Source organism: Mesorhizobium sp. M4A.F.Ca.ET.050.02.1.1 (assembly GCF_003997725.1).
Classification (GTDB): Bacteria; Pseudomonadota; Alphaproteobacteria; order Rhizobiales; family Rhizobiaceae; genus Mesorhizobium.
This window is the reverse complement of the sequence record NZ_RZSG01000006.1, coordinates 14,853-37,520: the sequence shown is the minus strand read 5'-3', so window position 1 is coordinate 37,520 and position 22,668 is coordinate 14,853. Positions and strand designations below refer to the sequence as shown.

21 protein-coding genes are annotated in these 22,668 nt (G+C 64.4%); 11 read left to right on the top strand and 10 right to left on the bottom strand.

Annotated elements, in window-relative coordinates:
• The 11 genes from EOA33_RS01300 to EOA33_RS01250 form a co-directional block, all read left to right on the top strand.
• Nucleotides 1–231, top strand: a 231-nt coding sequence (locus EOA33_RS01300) for a fumarylacetoacetate hydrolase family protein (RefSeq protein WP_145989054.1), incomplete at its 5' end; no start/stop codon positions are given.
• Between the two features lie 120 nt (nucleotides 232–351).
• On the top strand, nucleotides 352–1,383 hold the full coding sequence (locus tag EOA33_RS01295; protein ID WP_127404781.1) for a carbon-nitrogen hydrolase family protein: 1,032 nt from the start codon (nucleotides 352–354) through the stop codon (nucleotides 1,381–1,383).
• 44 nt (nucleotides 1,384–1,427) lie between these two features.
• A complete protein-coding gene (locus tag EOA33_RS01290) occupies nucleotides 1,428–2,180 on the top strand; it encodes an Asp/Glu racemase (RefSeq protein ID WP_127404780.1) in 753 nt (250 codons plus the stop codon).
• Nucleotides 2,181–2,432: 252 nt separating this feature from the next.
• Entirely contained in the window at nucleotides 2,433–3,485 is a 1,053-nt protein-coding gene (locus tag EOA33_RS01285; RefSeq protein WP_126056181.1) for a peptidase M29, read from the top strand.
• Nucleotides 3,486–3,503: 18 nt separating this feature from the next.
• Nucleotides 3,504–4,814, top strand: coding sequence for an acyl-CoA dehydrogenase family protein (locus tag EOA33_RS01280; protein ID WP_127404779.1), 1,311 nt, complete (start codon nucleotides 3,504–3,506; stop codon nucleotides 4,812–4,814).
• A 6-nt stretch (nucleotides 4,815–4,820) separates the two neighbouring features.
• Complete coding sequence (locus EOA33_RS01275; protein WP_127404778.1) at nucleotides 4,821–6,110, top strand: alpha/beta fold hydrolase; 1,290 nt, start codon at nucleotides 4,821–4,823, stop codon at nucleotides 6,108–6,110.
• A complete protein-coding gene (locus EOA33_RS01270) occupies nucleotides 6,107–6,796 on the top strand; it encodes a TetR/AcrR family transcriptional regulator (RefSeq protein WP_126056184.1) in 690 nt (229 codons plus the stop codon). Before EOA33_RS01275 ends, EOA33_RS01270 begins: the two co-directional genes overlap by 4 nt.
• A complete protein-coding gene (locus EOA33_RS01265) occupies nucleotides 6,786–8,126 on the top strand; it encodes a glutamine synthetase family protein (protein ID WP_126056185.1) in 1,341 nt (446 codons plus the stop codon). Before EOA33_RS01270 ends, EOA33_RS01265 begins: the two co-directional genes overlap by 11 nt.
• A gap of 6 nt (nucleotides 8,127–8,132) precedes the next feature.
• Entirely contained in the window at nucleotides 8,133–9,296 is a 1,164-nt protein-coding gene (locus EOA33_RS01260) for a LysR substrate-binding domain-containing protein (RefSeq protein ID WP_190234177.1), read from the top strand.
• Nucleotides 9,297–9,395: 99 nt separating this feature from the next.
• Nucleotides 9,396–10,829, top strand: a complete 1,434-nt coding sequence (locus EOA33_RS01255; protein WP_126056187.1) for an APC family permease — start codon at nucleotides 9,396–9,398, stop codon at nucleotides 10,827–10,829.
• Between the two features lie 154 nt (nucleotides 10,830–10,983).
• Complete coding sequence (locus tag EOA33_RS01250) at nucleotides 10,984–12,603, top strand: AMP-binding protein (RefSeq protein ID WP_126056188.1); 1,620 nt, start codon at nucleotides 10,984–10,986, stop codon at nucleotides 12,601–12,603.
• An 87-nt stretch (nucleotides 12,604–12,690) separates the two neighbouring features.
• Here the strand turns inward: EOA33_RS01250 and doeB are convergent, their stop codons facing one another.
• From doeB to EOA33_RS01195, 10 genes are all read right to left on the bottom strand, one after another.
• Nucleotides 12,691–13,692 (bottom strand): N(2)-acetyl-L-2,4-diaminobutanoate deacetylase DoeB, encoded by a 1,002-nt coding sequence (gene doeB / locus EOA33_RS01245; protein WP_126056189.1) that lies wholly within the window; start codon nucleotides 13,690–13,692, stop codon nucleotides 12,691–12,693.
• A gap of 5 nt (nucleotides 13,693–13,697) precedes the next feature.
• Nucleotides 13,698–14,876, bottom strand: coding sequence for an ectoine hydrolase DoeA (gene doeA / locus EOA33_RS01240; RefSeq protein ID WP_127404776.1), 1,179 nt, complete (start codon nucleotides 14,874–14,876; stop codon nucleotides 13,698–13,700).
• 38 nt (nucleotides 14,877–14,914) lie between these two features.
• Nucleotides 14,915–15,907, bottom strand: coding sequence for a cyclodeaminase (locus EOA33_RS01235; protein WP_127404775.1), 993 nt, complete (start codon nucleotides 15,905–15,907; stop codon nucleotides 14,915–14,917).
• Entirely contained in the window at nucleotides 15,904–16,899 is a 996-nt protein-coding gene (eutB, locus tag EOA33_RS01230) for a hydroxyectoine utilization dehydratase EutB (RefSeq protein WP_126056192.1), read from the bottom strand. Before eutB ends, EOA33_RS01235 begins: the two co-directional genes overlap by 4 nt.
• A 183-nt stretch (nucleotides 16,900–17,082) precedes the next feature.
• Nucleotides 17,083–17,859: an ectoine utilization protein EutA gene (gene eutA / locus EOA33_RS01220; RefSeq protein ID WP_126056193.1), complete on the bottom strand. Its 777-nt coding sequence runs from the start codon at nucleotides 17,857–17,859 to the stop codon at nucleotides 17,083–17,085.
• Nucleotides 17,860–17,864: 5 nt separating this feature from the next.
• On the bottom strand, nucleotides 17,865–18,524 hold the full coding sequence (ehuD, locus tag EOA33_RS01215) for an ectoine/hydroxyectoine ABC transporter permease subunit EhuD (protein ID WP_126056194.1): 660 nt from the start codon (nucleotides 18,522–18,524) through the stop codon (nucleotides 17,865–17,867).
• Nucleotides 18,524–19,183: an ectoine/hydroxyectoine ABC transporter permease subunit EhuC gene (gene ehuC / locus EOA33_RS01210; protein ID WP_126056195.1), complete on the bottom strand. Its 660-nt coding sequence runs from the start codon at nucleotides 19,181–19,183 to the stop codon at nucleotides 18,524–18,526. The genes ehuD and ehuC overlap by 1 nt, the downstream gene beginning before the upstream one ends.
• 190 nt (nucleotides 19,184–19,373) lie before the next feature.
• Entirely contained in the window at nucleotides 19,374–20,225 is an 852-nt protein-coding gene (gene ehuB, locus EOA33_RS01205; RefSeq protein ID WP_127404774.1) for an ectoine/hydroxyectoine ABC transporter substrate-binding protein EhuB, read from the bottom strand.
• A gap of 97 nt (nucleotides 20,226–20,322) precedes the next feature.
• Entirely contained in the window at nucleotides 20,323–21,108 is a 786-nt protein-coding gene (ehuA, locus tag EOA33_RS01200; protein ID WP_126056197.1) for an ectoine/hydroxyectoine ABC transporter ATP-binding protein EhuA, read from the bottom strand.
• Nucleotides 21,109–21,233: 125 nt separating this feature from the next.
• On the bottom strand, nucleotides 21,234–22,619 hold the full coding sequence (locus EOA33_RS01195) for a PLP-dependent aminotransferase family protein (protein ID WP_126056198.1): 1,386 nt from the start codon (nucleotides 22,617–22,619) through the stop codon (nucleotides 21,234–21,236).
• Nucleotides 22,620–22,668 lie beyond the last annotated feature (49 nt).

The window sequence follows — 22,668 nt, the reverse complement described above, 5'->3', positions numbered from 1 at the left end:
AAACAGCGTTCCAACCCCCGCCACATGCTGTTCAAGGTCGACCACCTGATCGCCGACATCTCGTCGGCGATCACGCTGGAGCCCGGCGACATCATCGCCAGCGGCACGCCGGAAGGTGTCGGCGCCGGGCGTGATCCACAGGAATGGATGTGGCCAGGCGACGTGGTCGTGGCCTCGGTCGAAGGGATCGGCACGCTGCGACACCCCGTGGTGGACGCGACGCCGGAGTAGACACATGCACACGCCATTCGAGGCGGCCGTTCAGATGACCTCGGTTCCTGGCTATCCGATGGCGACCGCCGAGTCGGCAACGGCCGGCATGGCGGGCCGATCACGCGCAGGAGGGTTGCCATGCTGAAGCTTCCGAAATTCGTCGCCGCAGCGGTGCAGGCCGCGCCCGTCTTTCTCGATACGCCGGCGACGATCGAGAAGGCCGTCTCCCTGATCCGCGAGGCAAGGGCCAATGGCGCGGATCTCATCGCCTTCCCGGAGGTGTTCATCCCGGCCTATCCGTACTGGAGCTGGATCACCGATCCGGTGACCGGCGGAGCCTGGTTCGACAAACTGGCGCGCGCCGCCATTACCGAGCCGGGCCCGGAAGTCGAAATCCTGCGCAGTGCGGCACGCGAAGCCGGCATCCACGTCGTGATCGGCATCAACGAGCGCAGCACGAGTTCGATTGGAACTCTCTACAACACCCTTTTGACCATCGGCCCGGATGGAACGCTGCTTGGCAAGCACCGCAAATTGATGCCGACCTGGGCCGAAAAGTTGACCTGGGCGCCCGGCGATGGAGCCGGCCTGAAAGTCCACGACACTGCAATCGGGCCACTCGGCGCGCTTGCTTGCGGCGAGAACACGAACACCCTTGCGCGCTTCACCCTTCTCGCCCAAGGCGAACTGGTTCACGTCGCCAGCTACATTTCGCTGCCCGTTGCGCCGCCCGACTACGACATGGCGGAGGCCATAAAGCTGCGCGCCATGGCCCACTCGTTCGAAGGCAAGGTGTTTACGATCGTTTCCTGTTCGACCGTCTCGGAAGAAATCATAGCCGCAATGGAAGGTGTCGTTCCGGATGCAAGGGCGCGCCTGCAGCGCAAGTCCAGCGCCTTCTCTGGGGTGATCGGCCCGGACGGACGCGTGGTTGGCGAGCCGCTGATCGACGAAGAAGGAATCGTTTACGCCGAGATTGATCTCGGACGCTGCATCCAGCCGAAGCAGATGCATGACATAGTCGGCCACTACAACCGGTTCGACGTTTTCGACCTGCGGGTAAGCCGCCGCAGGCTGGAACCGATTTCCCTGACCGAAAGGGTGCAGACCTTCGACAGCGACGACGCCGGCTTGATCGAAACGGCACAGCCAGGTGCCCATTCGGCATAAGCCGAAGCCTACCAGTTACAGCAGTCAGACGGAGCGGATCCAGCATGGCAAGCACTTTTCGCATCGGGCAGATCGTGCCTTCCTCCAACACCACAATGGAGACGGAAATCCCGGCGATTTTCCGCACGAGGGAAATATTCCTGCCTGAACGTTTCACTTTCCATTCCAGCCGGATGCGGATGAAGAAGGTGGTCAAGGAAGAGCTCGAGGCCATGGATCGTGACAGCGACCGCTGCGCGATCGAGCTTTCCGACGCGCGCGTCGACGTCCTCGGCTATGCCTGTCTGGTCGCGATCATGAGCATGGGCAAGGGTTATCACCGCACCTCGGAAGCGCGGCTGCATATGCGCACAGCGGAGAACGGCGCTCCTGCTCCAGTTGTCACGAGTGCAGGTGCGCTCGTCGACGGCCTCAAGGTGCTCGGGGCGAAGAAGATCTCGGTGATATGCCCTTACATGAAGCCGCTTACCCAGCTGGTGGTCGACTACATTGAGCATGAGGGAATAGCGGTGAAGGACTTCGTCGCCCTCGAAATTCCCGACAACCTCGAAGTCGGCAGGCACGATCCGAACAACCTGCTCGATATCTACAAGAGGGTCGACACAACCGGGATCGACGCGTTTGTTGCGTCCGCCTGCGTGCAGATGCCTTCCTTACCGGTGATCGACGAACTCCAGAAGGCGCTGGGCCTTCCCGTTGTCAGTGCCTCTGTCTGTACCAGCTATCAGATGATGTCACGGCTTGGACTGCTCGCCGCGTCACCCGGCGCCGGGGAACTGCTCTCCGGCAGGTATTGAGAGCGCAGGTTCAGTCTAGGCCCCTGGATCTAAGATAGACCCCGGTTACCAGTCGGCAATGCAGTCCGGATTTCCGCGATGCCCGTCCCACCGCCTGACCGCGTTGGTTAGCCCGGATTCCTGTGACACGTCATTATTCTCGAAAAAAGAAGAATCTTCGAAAATTTCATTGACAGGCTTATGCGAACGTGAAAACTTAACTGACAAGTAAAGAAATCCGAAACAAGCCGGATCGTCAATGGGAGTTTAACGATGCTGCAAGAGCGCATCGAAGGACGGTGGCTGGACTGCTTCCGCCGCGTCTTCGTGCTAAATGCTATCGGCAAAGGGACAAGGGTGGCGATCCTGTCTGAGACGCAGTCGCGTCCGGTGCTGGTCCACCTGTCGGAACTCGCCCTGCACGATCTCGGTGCCGAATTCTGCATGATCCAGATGCCGACGCCGCGCCAAACGGCGCCGGTGCCGGTGAAGTCCACCGGCACGTCCTGGGCGATCCAGGGCAACCGCGCCGTGATCGAGGCGCTGAAGCTCTGCGAGGTGATCGTCGACTGCACGGTCGAGGGGCTGATCCATGCCCCGGAATGGCCCGAGATCGAGGCGGCAGGACGAACCCGCCTCCTGGTCGTCACGAACGAACATCCTGAAATTCTCGAGCGCACCGAGCCGACGGCCGAACTCGGCCCGAAGGTGGCGCTCGGCGTGCAGATGCTGCGCGAGGCGGGCGAGATGCGCGTCACCTCGCCGGCCGGTACCGATCTCGTCATCGATCTGCGCAACGCACCCTGCGGCGGTACGCCGGGCTTCGGCACCACGCCCGGCGCGGTGGCGCACTGGCCGGGCGGGCTTTGCCTCGCCTTTCCCGGAAAGAACTGCGTCAACGGCCGGATCGTCATGGACGTGGGCGACATGAACCTTACGTTCAAGACGACGCTCACCAGCCGCATCGACTTCACCATCGAGGACGACTTCGTCACCGCCATCAACGGCGACGGCGTCGATGCCATCCATTTTCGCGAATACATGGAAGCCTGGAACGACCGCAACGCCTACGGCATGAGCCATGTCGGCTGGGGTATGCATCCGCGCGCCCGCTGGGTCTCGGCCGCCATGTACGACAAGCGTGACATGCAGGCGGTGGAGTTCCGCGCGCTGGCGGGATCGTTCCTGTGGTCTACAGGCGCCAACCAGTATGCCGGCCGCTATACGCTCGGTCATTTCGACCTGCCGATGCGCAACTGCACGATAACTCTGGACGGGAACGTCGTCGTCAAGGACGGCCTCCTGCAAGGCGAACTGGCGTCCTGACGCCCCTCGGAGAAGACCATGAGCGACATTGCCGATTACTACGACCTCTCCCGCATCCGCCCGCAGGTGCAAGCCAAGCTGCGGCTGGTCAACGAGCTTGGCCGCGATAAATTCGCGTCGCGCGCCAAGGGGATCGACGATGACGCCTCCTTCCCGGTCGAGAACTACAAGGATTTGGCGGCTGAAGGCTTTCTCGGGCTCTGCATCCCGGAGGAATTCGGTGGCTGGGGCTTCTCGATGTTCGAGTATGCCATGGTCGGCGCCGAGATCGGCAAATACTGCGGCGCCACCGCACTGACCTTCAACATGCACAACTCGTCCATGGCTTGGTCGCGCTTCATGTTCGATATGCCGAACCTGACGCCCCAGGAGAAGGCGGCATTCGCGCCGCTGCGCGAGCGCCAGTTCCGCCGCGCCATCGCCGAAAAGGCGATCTATTCGCAGCCGATCTCCGAGGGTGGCCAGAACTGGACCTCGAAGCCGAACCAGACGCAGTGCCGCAAGGTCGACGGCGGCTGGAAGATCAACGGCTTCAAGAAATTCGCCTCGCTGGCCGGCTATTGCGACTACTACACCATCGTTTGCACCGAGGTGTTCGAGGGTCGGGAGCCGCGCCACGAGGACACCATGCTGTTCGTCGTCCACAAGGATGCGCCGGGCCTCAGCGTCAAGGGCGACTGGGATCCGCTCGGCATGCGCGGCACCAACAGCCGCGACCTCATCCTGAAGGACGTCTTCGTCACCGAATTGGACCTCTTGATGCCGCGGGGCATCTTCGGCAAGACACTGCCCAACTGGCCTCACATGATGGTGACCCTTTCGCCCACCTATATGGGTATCGCGCAGGGCGCCTTCGACTTCATGGTCGACTATCTCAAGGGCAAGGTGCCCGGCCAGCCACCGATAGATCGGCGCATGTATGCGACCAAGCGTATCGCAGTGGGCAAGATGTACGCCCGGCTGGCGAACATGCGCGCGCTGTGGTGGCAGGCTTTCGGCGAGTCGAAAGGCTTTCCGACCAAGGGCGAGGTGCTGCGCATGTACGCCGCGCAATACAACGTCATGGAAGGCGCGGCCGAGATGACGTCGATGGCCATCCGCACCTGCGGCGGCCAGTCGATGCTGAAATCGCTGCCGCTGGAGCGGATGTACCGAGACAGCCGTTGCGGCGCGCTGATGCTGCCCTTCACATCCGAGATCATGGAGGACTACCTCTCGGTGCTGGCGCTCTACGAGATGGACGAGATCGACTCCGCCCCTGGCGATGAAGGCGGCGCCCGTATGTCGCTGTGGCGCGGCGAGCACGGCGCCGCGCGGTCGGCCCGGTAGACGCCAATGGCGCGCGAAACGGTCGAGGTCGTCGGCGTCTCAGCCGCCTCGCCGGAGGCGGTGTGGTCCGTCGTTTCGGATTTCTGCGGACAATGGCACCCGGCCATCGCCACCATCCACGCCGAGCACGACGCACGCGGCACGCTGGTTCGCGCCTTTACCGCCCATGGGGAGGGTACCGTCTATCGCGAGCAACTCACCTGGCTGAGCGACAGCGACCACACGCTTGCCTACACACATCTCGAAGGCATTGCCGGTGCGCAATCCTATGACGGCCGCATTGCCATTGGCGCCGGCGATCATGGCGGCAGCACGCTGCGCTGGAGCGCGCGGGTCGAAGCCGCGTCGCCGCGTCTGCAGGCGATTTGCGAGGGCACGAAGGCGATCTTCGAAGCGGGCATCGCCGCCCTGTCGGAGACAACGCTCGCTACCGACGCGGCGGAGCAGCCAAGGCCCCTGCCCGCCTCTGCCGCCACGCGGGACATAGTCATCGATGGCGAGCCTCGCCTCGCGCTAACGACGACGGATAGCGACGGGCCGCTCTGCCTGTTCCTGCACGGCATCGGCGGCTCGCGCGGCAACTGGCTGCCGCAACTCGCGGCCGCAGGCGGCGTTATGCGCGCGGCGGCACTCGACTTGCGCGGCTACGGCGACAGCGCGCTCGGGCGAATGCAGTCGACCGTAGGGGACTACTGCGACGACATCCTGCGCGTGAAGGAAGAACTTGGCGCCGATCGGCTGGTGCTGGTCGGCCTCTCCCTGGGCTCGTGGATCGCCACCTCCTTCGCCATGCGCCACCCGGAGATGCTGGCGGGGCTGGTCCTTTCGGGTGGCTGCACCGGCATGTCGGAGGCAAGCCTCGAGAAGCGTGAGACCTTCCGTGTCAGCCGCAAGGTGCCGCTGGATGCCGGCCAGACGCCGGCCGATTTCGCTCCCGCGGTGGTGGAAGTGCTGGCGGGGCCGAACGCCTCCGACGCGGTGAAGGAACAGCTCTTCCGGTCGATGGCGGCGATCCCGTCCGCCACCTATCGCGACGCGCTCGTCTGCTTCACCAATCCCTCCGAGCGTTTCGATTTCTCGCGCCTGACCATGCCGGTGTTGATGATGACGGGCGAGCACGACCGGCTGGCGTCGCCATCGGAGATCCGCGGCGTTGCCGGACGAATACTCGACCAGGCCTTCCGGCCAGACATCCGCTACGAGACCATCGCGGATGCCGGCCATGTCTGCAATGTCGAGCAGCCCGCGGCCTACAACCGCATCTTGCTGGATTTCCTGAGGAAACTACCGCGATGACCGCCTTGTCCCGCCGACAGCAAAACAAGATCGAGCGCGAGCGGCGCATCCTGGAAGCCGCGCTGAAGGTCTTTTCCGAAATGGGCTATTCCGGCGCCAACATGGATGCCGTCGCTCTTGAGGCGAACTTGTCGAAGCCAACGCTTTACCAGTACTTCCAGTCCAAGGAGGCGCTGTTCTCGGCCATGATGCTTGGCGAGCGCGACCAGATGCTGGCGGTCTTCGAACATCCTTCCGATCGCGGCATGGTGGCGGACCTGCTGGAATTCTCATGGGACTACGCCGACACCGTGCTGCGTCCGGACCTCCTGTCGCTGGCAAGGCTCATCATCGGCGAGGTGCAACGCTTTCCGGAGATCGGCCGCGCCTATCAGGAGGTGGGGCCGGACCGCCTGCTGCGCGGCATCATGGATTATCTGGAAGGCCAGCGACGCGCCGGCCGGCTGGCCTTCGACGACGCCGAACTCGCCGCGCAGGATCTATGGGGCCTGATCCTGTCGGCGCCGCGCACGCAGGCCCTCTACATGCCGGACCACTCGCCCTCGCGCGCCGAGATCGCTCGTTATCTGCACAACGGCCTCAAGGTATTCCTCAAGGCCTATTCGACACAACCCGAGACCGATCTCGCCGAACTCGCACGACTTATCGGCGCCCATTCCCTCAATCAGGTGCAACATGACGCTTGACGATTACCTGGCCGACCAGGCCAGCCGCTTTGCCACGGTCGCGATGACCGATACCAACGGGCTGCTGCGCGGGCAGATGGTCTCGGCCAACAGCCTCAAGGGCATTGCCAAGAACGGCATGGGCATGGCCCCCGCGCAACTGGCGCTGGACCCGACCGATGCGATGCTCATCATTCCTGGCGTCAATGACGATAAGGGTGATTTCCACGATGACCCGTTGCAGCTCGATCCCGGTTCCGCCCGCCGCCTGCCGTGGTCGAAGGCCGGGCATGACCTGCTGGTGCTGTCGAACTACACCGGCGCTTCAGCGCAGATATGCCCCCGCGCGATCCTGAAATCCGTTCTTGCCCGTGCCGGCGAAGCGGGGCTGGTGCCGAAATACGGAATGGAGCTGGAATACACGCTGTTCGACGAGACGCCGGAGAGCGCGAAGGCCAAGGGCTACCGCAATCTGAAAACCGCGACGGCGCATGCAAGCCACGACCTGATCCTTTACCAGGTCGTCCAGACCGAGTGGTACGAGGCCGTGGCCGCCATGTGCGAGCCGCTGAGGATCGACCTCGCCAAGATGCACGAGGAGATCGGCGCTGGTTTCATGGAGGCTTGCATCGGCGCCGGCGAAGGCCTGGAGCCGGCCGACCAGCTGGTTCTCCTGAAGAACTTCATCCGCGCGCTGGCGCTGCGGCAGGGCCGGTCGGTCACCTTCATGCCGCGCTGGAACGAAAAGGCGGATAGCCAGTCGATCCACCTGCACATCAGCCTGAAGGACAAGACAGGCAGATCGCTGTTCTGGGACGCGAAGGAGAAGAACGGCGTCAGCCGCACTTTCCGCCACTTCCTCGGCGGCCTGCAGGCCTATGTCGGCGACACGACGCTGGTCTTCCAGCCGACGGTGAACAGCTACCGGCGTTTCGCCCCCGGCACCTTCGCGCCACCCGGCCTGACATGGGGTTTCGAAAACCGCACCACCTGCTTTCGCCTCGTCGGTCACGACGCGGGGTCCCTGCGGGTGGAAAATCGCCTGCCCGGTGCAGACTCCAATCCCTACCTCTCCGCCGCCGCAACCATCGCGGCCGGGGTTGCTGGCGTCATCGGTGAGATCGAGCCTAATCCCGAAACCATCGGCTCGGGTTATGCGCAGCAACCCGCCCGCGACTTCGCCCGCTCGATGCCGGAGGCGATCGACCGGCTGCGCGGCTCCGCCTTCGCCAAGGACTGGCTGGGCGCACGCTTTGTCGAGGCGTTCACGGCCACCCGCGAAAGCCAGCACAACGAGTTCCGCCGCAAGGTTCCGGACGTCGAACTGGAACGCTTCTTCGACCTGGGGTGAATGACCATGGATACCGATCTGCGCGCCCGTTTCATCGAAGGCATGAGCCGCGTGGCCGCCGCCGTCACCGTGGTGACCACGGACGGCGAGGCAGGTCGTTTCGGTGTGACCGTTTCATCGATGACGTCAGTGTCCGCCGATACCAGCCGGCCTTCATTGCTGATCAGCGTCCATCACCTCAGCCCGGCATGCGAGGCGATCAAGAAGAACAGGCGGTTCTGCGCCAATGTGCTCAGCGGCAACCAGAGTTTCGTCTCGGATCTCTTCTCCGGCCGCCTCAAGCATTTGAACCAGGACCGGTTCGACGCGATCGCCTGGCATCCCGGCGTGACTGGCGCGCCGATCATCGATGGCGCCGTCGTTTCCCTCGACTGCGAACTCAAGACGGCGCTGATGTGGGGAACCCATTTCCTCTTTATCGGCGAGGCCGGGACCATCGACCTTTCGGCGCAGCGCTCGCCGCTGGTCTATGGCAATCGCGGCTATCGGCGCGCCATCCCGATCGCGCCGGATGACCATCGGCCGCCACACCCGGAGAACCATCTCAGCATCGGCTTCTTCATCACGCTTGGACCGCAATTCGTGCCGGGCCTCGTCGCCGGCTTCGCCAGCCAGCAGCCGGATGTCGACATCCGCCTTCTGGAAGCCGACCATGACGATCTCATCGAGCAGATGCGCGCCGGCAGGATTGAGGCAGCGATCACTTTCGGGGCGGTGAACGAACCTGACCTCGATGCCGAACTGGTCTGCCCTCCGGCTCCGCATGTGCTGTTGAACGCCACCCACGCGCTGGCCGGCAGATCCAGTCTGCGGCTCAGCGATTTGGCTGATCTGCCCATGATCCTGCTGGATTATCCCTCGGTGCGCTCGGCCACGGACAGCCTGTTCAAGCGCGGCGGGCTGCAGCCGCACATCCGCTTCCAGTCGCCTTCCTTCGCCATGGTGCGCGGCCTGGTCGCGCAGGGTCTTGGGTATTCGATCGTCCCTCAAGCGCCGCAGGCCAGGACCGCGCCCGACGGCAAGGAGATCCTCGCCATACCGCTGGACGAGGACTTCCCGGAAGGGGCGGTCGTGGCGATCACGCCACGCGGCAACGGCCGCAGCGAATGGGTCGGGCAGTTTCTGGCCAAATGCCGGGGGTCCTTCGGGCATGCCGCCAACGGAGAGTGATGACGGCCGGACGAAACGGCCGAGCGGACAGGACACAGACACCAACAAACAATGGACCGGTCAATCGGCCATGGGGAACAGAGAGGGAGAACGACAGAAATGAGTACCGCAGGAAGCAATCAACTTCGCAGGAATTCGCTGGGCCTGATCGCCGTGACCTTCATGGTGATCTCGGCGGCGGCTCCCCTGACAGGCGTAGCCGGCGCGATGCCGCTGGCGTTCATGCTTGGCAACGGCGCCGGCATTCCAGCGACCTTCATTTTCGTGACGCTGGTGATGCTCGCCTTTTCGGCCGGCTACGTGGCCATGTCGCGGCATGTCACCAATGCCGGCGCCTTCTACGCCTATGCCGCGCGCGGTCTCGGCGGGCGCTCCGCCGGCGCCGTGGCGGTCGTCGCGCTGGTCGCTTACAACGCCATGCAGTTCGGACTGATTGGTCTGCTGGGCGGCATCGCCTCCGGTGTCTTCAGCGAGCTCGGGCTGGTCCTGCCCTGGTGGGGATGGAGCCTGATCGCCGTCGTCCTGGTCGCCATTTTGGGCTACCGTCAGGTTGATCTGTCGGCAAAGGTCCTGGTCGTTGCCGTCGCGCTCGAATATCTGATTGTCCTGATTGTCGACTTTGCAATTCTCGGCAAGGGCGGCGCCAATGGGTTGGCGCTGAATATCTTCGACCCGAATGCGATGTTTTCGGGTTCGCTGACCGCTGCGATCCTTTTTTGCCTGGGCTCCTTCATCGGCTTCGAGGCAACCACGATCTATGCCGAGGAAGCCCGAGACCCGGAAAGCACCATTCCGCGCGCCACTTATCTTTCGGTGCTGATGATCGGCATATTCTTCGTGTTCACCACCTGGCTGATGATCGTTGGCATAGGTGCCGACAAACTGGTCCCGACCATCCAGGGCTATGGCGATCCTTCAGCGCTCTTCTTCGATCTGGCCGGGCGCTATGTCGGCGGGCCGATACCGACGATTGCCGGCATCTTGCTCGTATCGAGCCTCTTTGCCGCGTTGTCGGCCTTCCACAACTACATCGCCCGATACAGCTACGTGGCAGGACGCGAAGGCCTGTTGCCCGCCGCCTTCGGGCGCACCCATGCAGATCACCAGAGCCCCCACATCGGTTCGGTCGTGCAGACGATCGGCGCCCTGATCGTGCTGGCGATCTTTGCCGGCCTCGGGCTCGATCCGGTGCTCAACATGTTCACCTGGATCAGCCAGGTCGGCACGCTCGGCGTGCTCGGCATGATGACCGTCACCTCGCTTTCGGTGATCGTCTTCTTCCGCAACAAGCAGGCTGGCGCGCCGGCGCTGTCGACTGTGGTCCTGCCTGCCTTGTCGGGGCTGATCATGGCGGCCCTGTTCGTCTACATCTTCCTGCATTTTGGCGACCTCACCGGCACCACCGGCGGCGCGCTCGGGCTCATCCTGCCGGCATTGATCCCGGCCGCCGCCGTGGTCGGATATGGGCTGTCGCTGCGACTGGAGAGGGCAGATCCGGCCCGCTTCGCCCGCATGGGTGAAAATCAGGCCTGATATTGCCTATGCGGAAGCGTGCGTGGTCGCGCTTCCGCCAGCAAACGGAAGTGATATCAGCGCCAAACATTTTAAGCTTTAAACAACTGGACTCCTGTGCCACCGTCGGCTGGTCGTTTCCATTGCACATTTCACGACGGGTGGAGGTTTGCGAATGCTTGGTCGGTCTGCACATGTCGATACGTTCGCGCGTGACAATCTTCCGCCCGGCGATCAATGGCCGGACCTTCCGCTCGATGGGTTCGACTATCCGGAGCATCTGAATGCCGCGGTCGAGCTTACCGATCGGCAGGTCGAGCGCGGCTTCGGTGATCATGTCGCGCTGATCGGCAACGGTCGCCGCAGGACCTACAAGGAACTGTCCGACTGGACCAACCGCCTGGCGCACGCGCTCGTAGAGAACTACGGCCTGCGGCCGGGCAACCGCGTACTGATCCGCTCAGCCAACAACCCGGCAATGGTGGCGTGCTGGCTGGCCGCCACCAAGGCAGGCGCGGTCGTGGTCAACACCATGCCGATGCTGCGATCAGGCGAACTGTCACAGATCGTGGACAAGGCCGAGATCACGCTTGCGTTATGCGATACGCGGCTGATGGACGAGATGGTGGCTTGCGCCAAGGACAGCCGCTTCCTCAAGCAGGTCGTCGGCTTCGATGGCACGGCCAATCACGACGCAGAACTCGACCGCGCGGCGCTCGACAAGCCGGTCGTCTTCGATGCGGTGGAGACCGGCCGCGACGACGTGGCCCTGCTTGGGTTCACCTCGGGCACCACCGGCTCGCCGAAGGCGACGATGCATTTTCATCGGGACCTGCTGATCATCGCCGACGGTTATGCGCGCGACGTGCTGCAGGTCACGACCGAGGACATTTTCGTCGGCTCGCCGCCGATCGCCTTCACCTTCGGCCTTGGCGGACTTGCCATTTTCCCGCTCCGCTTCGGCGCCACGGCGACGCTGCTGGAGCACGCCTCTCCGGCCAACATGATCGAGATCATCGAGAAATATGGCGCGACCATCGTATTCACGGCTCCGACGGCCTACAGGGCGATGATCGCCGCGCTCGATGAAGGGGCCAATCTTTCGTCGCTGCGGATCGCGGTCTCTGCCGGTGAAACCCTTCCCGCGCCGGTGTTCGAGGCCTGGGTGCAACGGACCGGTAAGCCGATTGTGGACGGCATCGGCGCAACCGAGATGCTGCATATCTTCATTTCCAACCGGCTGGACGATCTCGCGCCGGGCAGGACCGGGCATCCGGTTGCCGGCTACGAGGCCCGGATCGTCGATGCCGATATGAACGAGTTGCCGCGTGGCGAGGTCGGCCGGCTTGCCGTCCGTGGCCCGACGGGATGCCGGTACCTGAATGATCCCCGGCAGAAGGACTATGTGCGCGACGGCTGGAACCTGACCGGAGATTCATTCATCCAGGACGAAGACGGCTATTTCCATTTCGCCGCCCGATCGGACGACATGATAGTCTCCGCTGGCTACAACATCGCGGGTCCCGAAGTTGAGGCGGCGTTGCTTTGTCACCCCGATGTCAGGGAATGCGCGGTCATCGGCATACCGGACGTGGATCGGGGGCAGATCGTCGAGGCACATGTCGTCCTGAGCGATGGGATCGAGCCTGGCGAACTGGAACGAAAGCTCCTGCAGGACCATGTCAAAGCCACCATCGCCCCTTATAAATATCCGCGATCGATCAAGTTCACCGACGCGCTTCCCAAGACCCAGACCGGTAAGATCCAGCGGTTCAGGTTGAAGGTAAAACAATAGTCGGCAAGGATGATGCATGCGATGCGGTGTTCGTAGAGGCTTTGCCGATTTGCGCGCCTTGGTACGCCAAAGCCCCCTGCGACAAGGTCACGGGACCAAAACGCCAATCACAGCGGCACAGTCCCCCGCTTTGACCAAGCCCGGAAAGTGACGTGCGGCCAGCAGGCCCGACAGTCTCGCCTTGATTTCCCGGGGCGCGTTGCCGGTGCGGCCGGTTGAATGAACGCGCGCCACGACCTGACCCTCTTCAACCGTCTCCCCGAGATCGACCATGGTCTCGATCATGCCGTCGTCTTCGGCAAAGGCAAAGCAATCGCCGGACGGCATATCGAGCCATTGTGTTTGAGTCTTCTCGACCGCACCATCGACGATACCGGCATGGCGAAGCACATTGACCACACCCCGACGCGCGATGCGCACGGTTTCGGCGCGAGACGTGCCGCCGCCGCCGAGCTCGGTGGTGACGAACACCTTGCCCATCGCCTCGGCGGCCGTATCGTACATGCCGACCGCATCGATCTCCGTCATGCGCATCGAGAAGGGCGCGGAAAAGGCCTCGACGGCCGCGAAAGCCTTCTCCTCCTGCGCCTTGTCGGGAAGCGTGTGGGCGGCGCAGAACGGCACGAAGTCGAGCGTCTTGCCGCCCGAGTGGAAATCGAAGACGATGTCCGCGCGGGGAAGCAGATCGCGTTGAAAATAGTCGGCGATCTTCTCCGTCACCGTGCCATCGGGCCGGCCAGGGAAGCTACGGTTCATGTTGCCCTTGTCGATCGGCGAAGTCCGCGTGCCGGCGCGGAAGGCCGGATAGTTCATTGCCGGCACGATGATCACGGTACCGGCGACGTCCTTCGGATCGAGCGTGCGGGCAAGATCGTAGAGCGCCAGCGGCCCCTCATACTCGTCGCCGTGATTGCCGCCGGTGAGAAGCGCCGTCGGTCCCTTGCCGTTGCGGATGACACAGACCGGGATCATCACCGAGCCCCAGGCGGAATCGTCGCGGCTGTAGGGCAGGCGCAGGAAGCCGTGCTGGACGCCGTCCTTGTCGAAATCGACGGTCGGGGCGATCGGTGAGGGACGCAAGGCCGGCATCGGGATCAATCCTTCGCGACCAGCTTGCGCGGCACATTGGCCAGGCACTCGACGCCGGTCTCGGTGATCAGGATGGATTCGGTGATCTCTAGCCCCATCGTCTCCAGCCATAGGCCGGTCATGAAATGGAAGGTCATGCCGGGCTGGAGCTCGGTGCGGTCGCCGGGGCGCAGGCTCATGGTGCGCTCGCCCCAGTCCGGCGGATAGGAGATGCCGATCGGGTAGCCGGTTCGGTTGTCCTTGACGATGCCGTACTTCTTCAAGACGGCGAAAAAGGCATTGGCGATGTCTTCGCAGGTGTTGCCCGGCTTTGCGGCGGCAAGACCTGCCTCCATGCCTTCCAGCGTCGCCTTCTCGGCGTCGAGGAAGGCCTGCGTCGGCTTGCCGAGGAAGACGGTACGCGACAGCGGGCAATGGTAGCGGTTGTGGCAGCCGGCGATCTCGAAGAAGGTGCCCTCGCCGGCCTTCATCGGACGGTCGTCCCAGGTCAGATGCGGCGCCGAGGCGTCGGCGCCCGACGGCAGCAGCGGCACGATCGCCGGATAGTCGCCGCCGATCCCATCGACGCCGCGGGTGCCGGCATCGTAGATCTCGGCGACCAGATCGCATTTGCGCATGCCGACCTCTATTCTGTCGACGATGCGCTGGTGCATGGCCTCGACGATGCGGGCGGCCCTGCGCATGTAGTCGATCTCGGTCGGGCTCTTTACCGCGCGCTGCCAGTTGACCAGCGCTGTCGCATCGACGAATCGGGCGTTGGGCAAATGCTTCTGCAGGGCGGCGAAGGCGGCGGCCGAGAACCAGTAATTGTCCATCTCGACGCCGATGGTGAGCTTCTCCCAGCCGCGATCGGAAAGCACGCTGGACAAGAAGTCCATCGGGTGGCGCTCGGTCGACTGCACATAGTGGTCGGCGTAGCCGATGATGTTGTCGTGAGCGAGGTAGGCGGTACGCTTGGCGCCATTGGCGTCCTGGCCGCGGCCATACCAGACCGGCTCGCCCGAAGGCGGCACGATGACCGCCTGGTGGACATAGAACGACCAGCCGTCGTAACCCGTCAGCCAGGCCATGTTGGAGGGATCGCTGACGATCAGCAGATCGACCCCCTTGGCCGCCATGGCTTGCCTTGTCTTGGCGAGGCGATCCGCATATTCGCCGCGCGTGAATTTAAGGTTCGGCTGCATTGTTCTTGATCCTCGTTTGTTGGGCCTGGCGGCCGGTATCAGCTTTCGAAAATGGTGCCGGCATTGGCCGCTTGGGCGCGGTCACGGGCCAAGGTGGCGATCGCCGTGTCCTGCACGCCGGTGCCGGTGAGGTCGGCGATGGTGATGTCGCTGTCCGAGCGCCGGCCGTGCTTGTCGCCGGCGATGATCTGGCCGAGTTCGGTCACATCGGCGTCGGCCGTCATCACCCCTGTCGCGATGGCATGATGCAGTTCGCCGAGCCGTTTGGTTTGCCTGGCGCTGTCGGCAACATAGAGATCGGCCATGCGCAGGATCGCCGGCGCGATCTCGTTCTTGTGCTCGGCATCCGAGCCCATGCCGGTGATGTGCTGGCCGGCCACGACGAAGCCGGCCTTGATCAGCGGCTCGGTCGATGGCGTCGTTGTGACGATGATGTCGGCGCCGGCTGCCGCCTTCGCCGCGTCCGGTTCGGCGCGCACCAGGATGCCGAGCTTCTCGCGCAGGCTGGCGGCGGCCACCTCGGCCTTGGCGGCATCGCGCGCCCAGATGCGGGCCTCCTCGATCGGCCGCACCAGGCGCAGCGCCTCGAGCTGCAGCCCGGCCTGCAAACCAGCGCCGAAGATCGCCGCCACGGTAGAGTCTTCGCGCGATAGATGCTTGGCCGCGACCGCGCCTGCGGCGGCGGTGCGGATGTCCGTCAGATAGCCATTGTCGAGCAGCAGCGCCTCGACCACTCCGGTTTTCGCCGAGAGCAACACCATCATGCCGCCGCCGCTCGGCAGGCCGAGCTTCGGATTGTCGAAGAAGCCGGAGCTGATCTTGACGGCGAAGCCGTCGATGCCGGGCACATAGGCGGACTTAACGTCGACCTCGCCGTGATGTTCGGGAATGTCGAGACGCAGGATCGGCGGCATCGCCACCGGCAGGGTGGCAAGCGCGCGGAAGGCGTTCTCGACGCAGGCGGCGGTATCGAGATCCAGGGTCACAATGTTGCGCAGTTCGGCCTCGGTGAGGATCATCATCCGGCTCATGCGGCACGCTCCACGGTTGATGGCGCCTCGCCGCAGACGATCTTCCTGTGCAGCGCCATGTCGATGTTGCGGCCGGAAAGGATGAGCACGGCAGGCCCGGCCGTCTTGACCTTGCCGGCAAGCAGCGCTGCGATGCCGACGGCACCGGCGCCTTCGACGATTTCGCGCTCCTGCTCATAGGCATGACGGATGCCGGTGGCGATCTCGTCCTCGGAGAGCAGGATAACATCGTCGAGCAGGTTGCGGCACATTCCAAAGGTCAGCCGGTTGTCGAGCCCGATGCCGCCGCCGAGCGAATCCGCCAGCGTCGGCAGTTCCTCGACCTCGACGGGACGGCCGGCGTCGAGGCTCGCCTTCATCGCCGCGCCCCGCGCCATCGACACCCCGATGACCTTGGAGCCGGGGCTGACCCCCTTGACGGCGGCGGCGACGCCCGAAGCCAGCCCGCCGCCAGACAGCGGCACCAGCACGCTTGCGGCGTCCGGAACCTGCTCGATGATCTCCAGACCGAGCGTGCCCTGGCCGGCGATGATGTCGGCGTGGTCGAAGGGCGGCAGCATGACCAGGCCTTGTTCGGCGACCAGCCTGTCGACCTCGGTTTGCGCATCGTCCTGGCTGTTGCCGACGATGCGTATCTCGGCGCCGAGGCGGCGGATCGCGTCGAGCTTGTTCTCGGGCACCAGCCGCGACATGCAGATCACCGCGCGGATGGCTTCGAGCCTCGCCGCATGCGCGAGCGCCCGGCCATGATTGCCGGTTGAGGCGGCGACCACACCGCGCGTCTTATCCTCAGGGCTTAGTGAAGCGATCGCGTTCGAGGCGCCGCGCAATTTGAAGGCGCCAGTGGTCTGATGGTGCTCGAGCTTGAGGTGGATGGGTTGGCCGACGCGATCCGTAAGGCTTTGCGACTGCACGGTTGGCGTGCGCTCGACCTTGCCGGCGATTCGCTCTCGGGCGGCGCGGATGTCGGCGAGGGTGGTGGCGCTCGTCATTGGGCGACCCCTTCTGGCCTGCCGGCCATCTCCCCCTCAAGGGGGGAGATAAGCAGCTTTGGCGCTGGCGCTCTTCCTGTGACTTCAGCGATTGGCGAAAGCCGGGCCGCAGTTGATCTCCCCCCTTGAGGGGGAGATGGCCGGCAGGCCAGAGGGGGTCGCTCGTGAATGCGGGACATCATCTTACTGCACCAGCGACTTCGTCATCAGCCGGCCGAACTGAGGCCGCGCCGTGGCGTCGCCGCACAGTCTGAGGCAATTCCAGGCGCTGGCCTGGTTGCTGGTGACGACCGGGCGGCCGATCGCCCGTTCCATGCCGGCGACCGCGAGCGCCGAGCGCAGCGCAGTGCAGGACACGAACAGCGCGTCAGCCTCGGCATCGGTTGCCTTGCCGGCCAGTTCGACAAGCGCGGCCGGCGGGATGCGCGCCATCTCGCGGTCGTCCTCGAAGCCGAGGCAGGTGAAGCTCACGATCTCGAAGCCGCGCCCGGCGAAATAGGCCGCCATCGGCCGGCTGGTCTCGACCGTGTAGGGGGTGAGCATGCTGATCCGTTTCGCGCCCAGCGCCTTCAGCCCGCGCACACCGGCCATCGGCGGCGTCACCACGGCAACGCCGGGCCTGGCGGCCCGGATCGCCGCCTCGATCTCGGCGTCGCCGATCACCACCGAGGCCGAGGTGCAGGAATAGCAGACGGCGTCGAGCGGCTCGTCCGGCAGGATGAGCGCGGCGGCGGCCTCCAGCTCCGGCTGCATCCTGCGCAGGTTCTCCGGCGTGGTCGGGTTCTTGTAGGGGATGCGGGCGACGTAGACGCCGATCCGCTCGCTCGCCACCATGCGATGGAAATCCGGCTCGCTGGTGTGGTCGGTGGCAAGGATGATCAGGCCGACGCGCTTTGCCAGCGGGCGCGCATCGAGGGCCGGCCTTGTCGGCAACAGCCTGATTTCGGGCAGCGGTTTCATCAAGACTACCTTTCGATCTTGCCGTAGCGATGTTCCAGCCAGCGCAGCAGCACGACCGAGAAAAGGCTGATGATCAGGAAGAAGGCGCCAACCAGCGTCATTGGCTCGACGTAGCGGTAATAGGTGTTGGCGACGCTCTTGGCCTGGTTCATCAGCTCCAGCACGGTGATCGCCGAGAGCAGCGGCGTCTCCTTGAACATGGCGATGAAGTAATTGGCCAAGGCCGGGATCATCGGCGGGATGGCCTGCGGCAGGATGATGTGCGTCCAGGTCTGGCCGGCGCCGAGATTGCAGGCCTTGGCCGCTTCCCACTGGCCGCGCGGGACGTTGTCGATGCCGGCGCGGTAGACCTCCGCCGTATAGGTGCCGTAGTGCAGGCCGAGCCCGATGACGCCGGCCACCAGCGGCGGCAGCAGGATGCCGAAGTCGGGAAGCACGTAGAAGATGAAATAGAGCTGCACCAGCAGCGGTGTGCCGCGGATGAATTCGGCGAGGAAGCCGACGGTGCGCGACACGGCCCGGTTCGGCGAGCGCCGCGCCAGCGCGATGGCCAGTCCGACCATCGCCGCCAGCACCGAGCCGAGCAGCGTCGCCAGGATGGTAATCTTCACCCCCTGGATCAGAGTCGGCAGGATCTCCCTGACGAAGTTCCAGTCCCAATCCATCAGACGCGCACTCCGTCGATGCCGCGCGCCATGCGGCGTTCCAGCGAGCGCACGCCCCAGGAGATGGCGAGCGCCAGCACGAAATAGATGATCAAGATGGTGGTGAACGGCATCAGCGTGTTGCCGGTCTGCGAGCGCACCACCTGCGCCTGGAAGGTGAGGTCGGCGAGCGAGATAAGCGAGACGACGGAGGTCGCCTTGAGCAGTTCGATGGCGTTGTTGCCGAAGGTCGGGAGCATGACCAGCAGCGCCTGCGGCAGGATGACATGGCGCATGCCTTGCCAGCGGCCGAGGTTGAGCGCGGTGCAGGCTTCGTACTGCTCGCGGCCGACCGACTGGATGGCGCCGCGCACCACTTCCGCCGCATAGGCGCCGACATTCAGGCCCAGCGCCAGCACGCCGGCCTGCAAAGGCGTCAGAGAAATGCCGGCAAGGGGCAGGACGAAATAGGCCCAGAACAGCTGCACGAAGATCGAGGTGCCGCGGAAGAACTCGATATAGGCGGTGGCCAGCGCGCGCAGCACGAAGAAGCGCGACAGCCGCCCCATGCCGGCCAGGAAGGCCATGATCAGCGCAAGCACCGACCCCATCAGCGTCAACTCGATGGTGACAAGCGCTCCCTGCAATATCAGGCCGAGATAGCCGGACCACTGGGTCATTTTGCGTTTAGGACTTCCTGTCGTTTGCGGTTATGCGGGGCAGCCGCGACAGCCCCTTCTCCCCGTTCACGGGGAGAAGATGCCGGCAGGCAGATGAGGGGCAGAGCCGCCTTCTGATACCTTGGCGCTGCCCCTCATCCGTCACTTCATGACACCTTCTCCCCGTGAACGAGAGAAGGAAGAAAGCGCCCTACTTCGCCGCGCAGAGCTTTTCGCGCGTCGTCGACATCGCGGCGGCGGCCGAGAAGCCGTAGGGCTCAATGATCTTGGCGAACTCGCCGGACTTCTTCAGCTTGGCGAGTTCGACATCGTAGGCATCGCGCAGCGCCTCGTCGCCCTTCTTGAAGGCTGCGCCGTCGCAATAGACCGGCGCGCCCAGCACCGGAGCGATGACTTCGAGGTTCGGATCATTGGCCTTCTTGACCAGGTCATTGATCGACAGCACGGGCAGCGAATAGGCGTCGATGCGGCCGTCCTGCAGCATCTTCAGGCCGCTCTGGCCGTCCGGCACGACGATGACGCGCTCGCGCGGCACACCGGCATTGAGCGCCAGCTTTTCCTCGGTGCCGCCGCCCGGGGCGCCGATGGTGGCGGACGAGTCCTTGGCGACGTCCTCATAGCTCTTGAAGCCCTTCGGATTGCCCTTCTTCACCAGCATTGCCTCGGCGTCGCACAGCACCGGCTCGGAATAGGCGACCGCCGCGCAACGCTCCGGCTTCATGAACAGGCCGGCGGTGACGACGTCGAAACGGCCAGCCTGCAAACCCGGGATCATGGCGCCATATTCGGAGATCGAGGCGACGATGTCGTTGACGCCGAGGCGCTTGAATATCTCGCGCGCCACATCCGGCGCGGCGCCCGAGACCTTGCCGTCGGCGGCGACAGCCGTGTAGGGCGGCTCGTTGGCGATGGCGACGCGGGCGAAGCCCTGCTCCTTCAATTGCTCGAGCTTGGCGTCGTCGGCCGAACGCGCGCCGGAGGCCAGCAGCATCGTTGTCGCCGCGAGGCCGGCGACGCCGGCCAGAATGGCAAGTTTCTTCATCGTTCCCAACTCCTTGTTGTTGTCTTGGTTGTTCGGTTTAGGCGCTCAGGTTCCGCGGACGGCTTCTTCGCCTTGGGGACGGCTTTTTCCCCGTTGGTCAGACGCGATGTCCGGCCGCGATGATCTTCTTCAGGAAGCCCTGCGTGCGCTCCTGTTTCGGGTGGCGGAAAATCTCATCGGGCTTGCCTTCCTCGACGATGCGGCCGCGGTCGAAGAACAGCACCCGGTCGGCGAAGTCGTGGGCAAAGCCCATTTCGTGGGTGACGAGCAGCATCGTCATGTCGGTCTCGGCGGCGAGCTTGCGCATGACGTTGAGCACCTCCTCGACCAGTTCCGGATCGAGCGCCGAGGTGACCTCGTCGAACAGCATGATCTTCGGCGACAAAGCCAGCGCGCGGGCGATCGCCACGCGCTGCTTCTGGCCGCCTGAAAGCTGCGCCGGCATGCTCTTGGCCTTGTCGGCCATGCCGACCATGTCGAGCAGTTCCATCGCCCGCTTCTCGGCGGCGGCGCGAGCGACGCCCTTGGTCAGCATCGGCGCCAGGGTGACGTTGTCCATGACGCATTTGTGCGGAAACAGATTGAACAACTGGAAGACCATGCCGATCTTCTGGCGCATTTTTGCGAGGTGCCGCTCATCTGCCGGCAGTAGCTGGCCGTTGCGCTCCATGTGGTAGAGCTGCTCGCCGTCGATCTGGATGTGGCCGCCATCGATCTTCTCCAGCGTCATCAGGATGCGCAGGATCGTCGTCTTGCCGGAGCCGGACGGACCGATCAGCGCCAGCTTCTCACCCGGCATGACCTGCATCGACAGGCCGTCCAGCACCTTGAAGGCACCGAAGCTTTTCGAAATGGCGTCAACCTTGATGATGGGTGCGGGCAATCAATTTCCCCGTTCTGGAGAAGCCTATGCCCTTAACGATGCGGAACGCGCCAAATCATGTCAATTAGGAAAATAATATCATGACAATATTTCCGGCACGGCACAAAATCAGGGCAATTCGCGCATCAGATGGCGAGCAGCAGATGCTCCGCATCGCCAAGCAGGAGCTTGGCGACAACGCTCAGGCCCGCGCGCAGTTCCCCTTCGGTTGTAGAGCCGAGAGAAATGCGCACGGCCGGATGCCAGGGTGACTCGGCGATGCGGAAGGAGGTGCCGGGTGCGATCGCCACGCCGCGCAGGCGGGCCTGCGAGACAAAGCTCTCCTCGGCGCGGTCGCCGGGAAGCTCGAGCCACAGATGCAGCCCGTCGCGCTGGACGCGGTAGTCGATGCCGGCCAGCACTTGCGAAGCGATGTCCTGGCGCCGCCTGAGCGCCGAGCGCTGCCAGCGGACGAGCTCCATCGCCGTCCCGTCGGTGACCCAGCGCGTGGCGATCTCGGCCACCATCGGCGTCGCCATCCAGTTCGAGACGAGGTGGCGATTGGCCACCGCCGCGACATAGCGGTCTGGCGCGGCCAGGTAGCCGATCCGCAGCCCGGGCACGGTGATCTTGGTGAAGGAGGTGACATAGAGCGTGCGCTCGGGCGCAAAGGCGGCTACCGGCGGCGGCCGGTCCTCGACCAGCGGCCCCAGCACGTCGTTCTCGATGATGGCGATGTCGTGCTTGCGCGCCACGGCCGCAATCTCCTCGCGCCGCCTGGCGTCCATCAGCGTCGCCGTCGGGTTGATGACCGAGGGCTGCACGAAGACGGCGCGGATGTCGGAAAGGCGGCAGGCCTCGTCGAGCGCTTCCGGGATGAGGCCGTTGCCGTCGATCGGCAGGCCTTCGAGGTTGAAGCCGAGATAGCGCGCGAGCGGCACCAGCGTATGGTGGCCAATGGCCTCGGTGGCGACCGTCGAGCCGGGCGGCGCCACGCTCATCAGCGCCACTGTCATGCCGGCGGTGGCGCCGTTGGTCAGGCTGACGTTCTGCGGCGAGGCGTCGAGGCCGCAGAGGCGCAGCCACTCGACCGCCACGGCGCGGTGGCGCGGAAAGACCATGTTCGGGCGGAAGGACAGCGCCGAGCTCGCCGGCAGGTTTTCGGCGAGCCAGCCCAGCGCCTGCTTCAGCCGCTCCAGGTGCATCGGCTCGCAGACCGGCTTGAGGATCGAGAGGTCGATGACCTCGCCCAGTCGCTCGGGAATGTAGGGCGGCTCCTCCTCGCGGCGTTGCGTCTGGACGAAGCTGCCGCGGCCGATCTCGCCGGAGATAAGGCCGCGCCGAATCAGCTCCTCATAGGCGCGGCTCACCGTTTGCACTGACAAATTCAGGTCTTCGGCCAGCCGGCGATGCGTCGGCAGACGGGCGCCATTGGCGAGGCGCCCGTCATGGATGGCGCGGGCAAACTGGTCGGCGAGCGACTGATAGGCCGGGCGGCGGATGAGGGCGGGATCTGGCTGCCACAATGTCATGACTTATTAGAGATCGAAATCAGTGCAATTGACAATCGAAATCATGCGC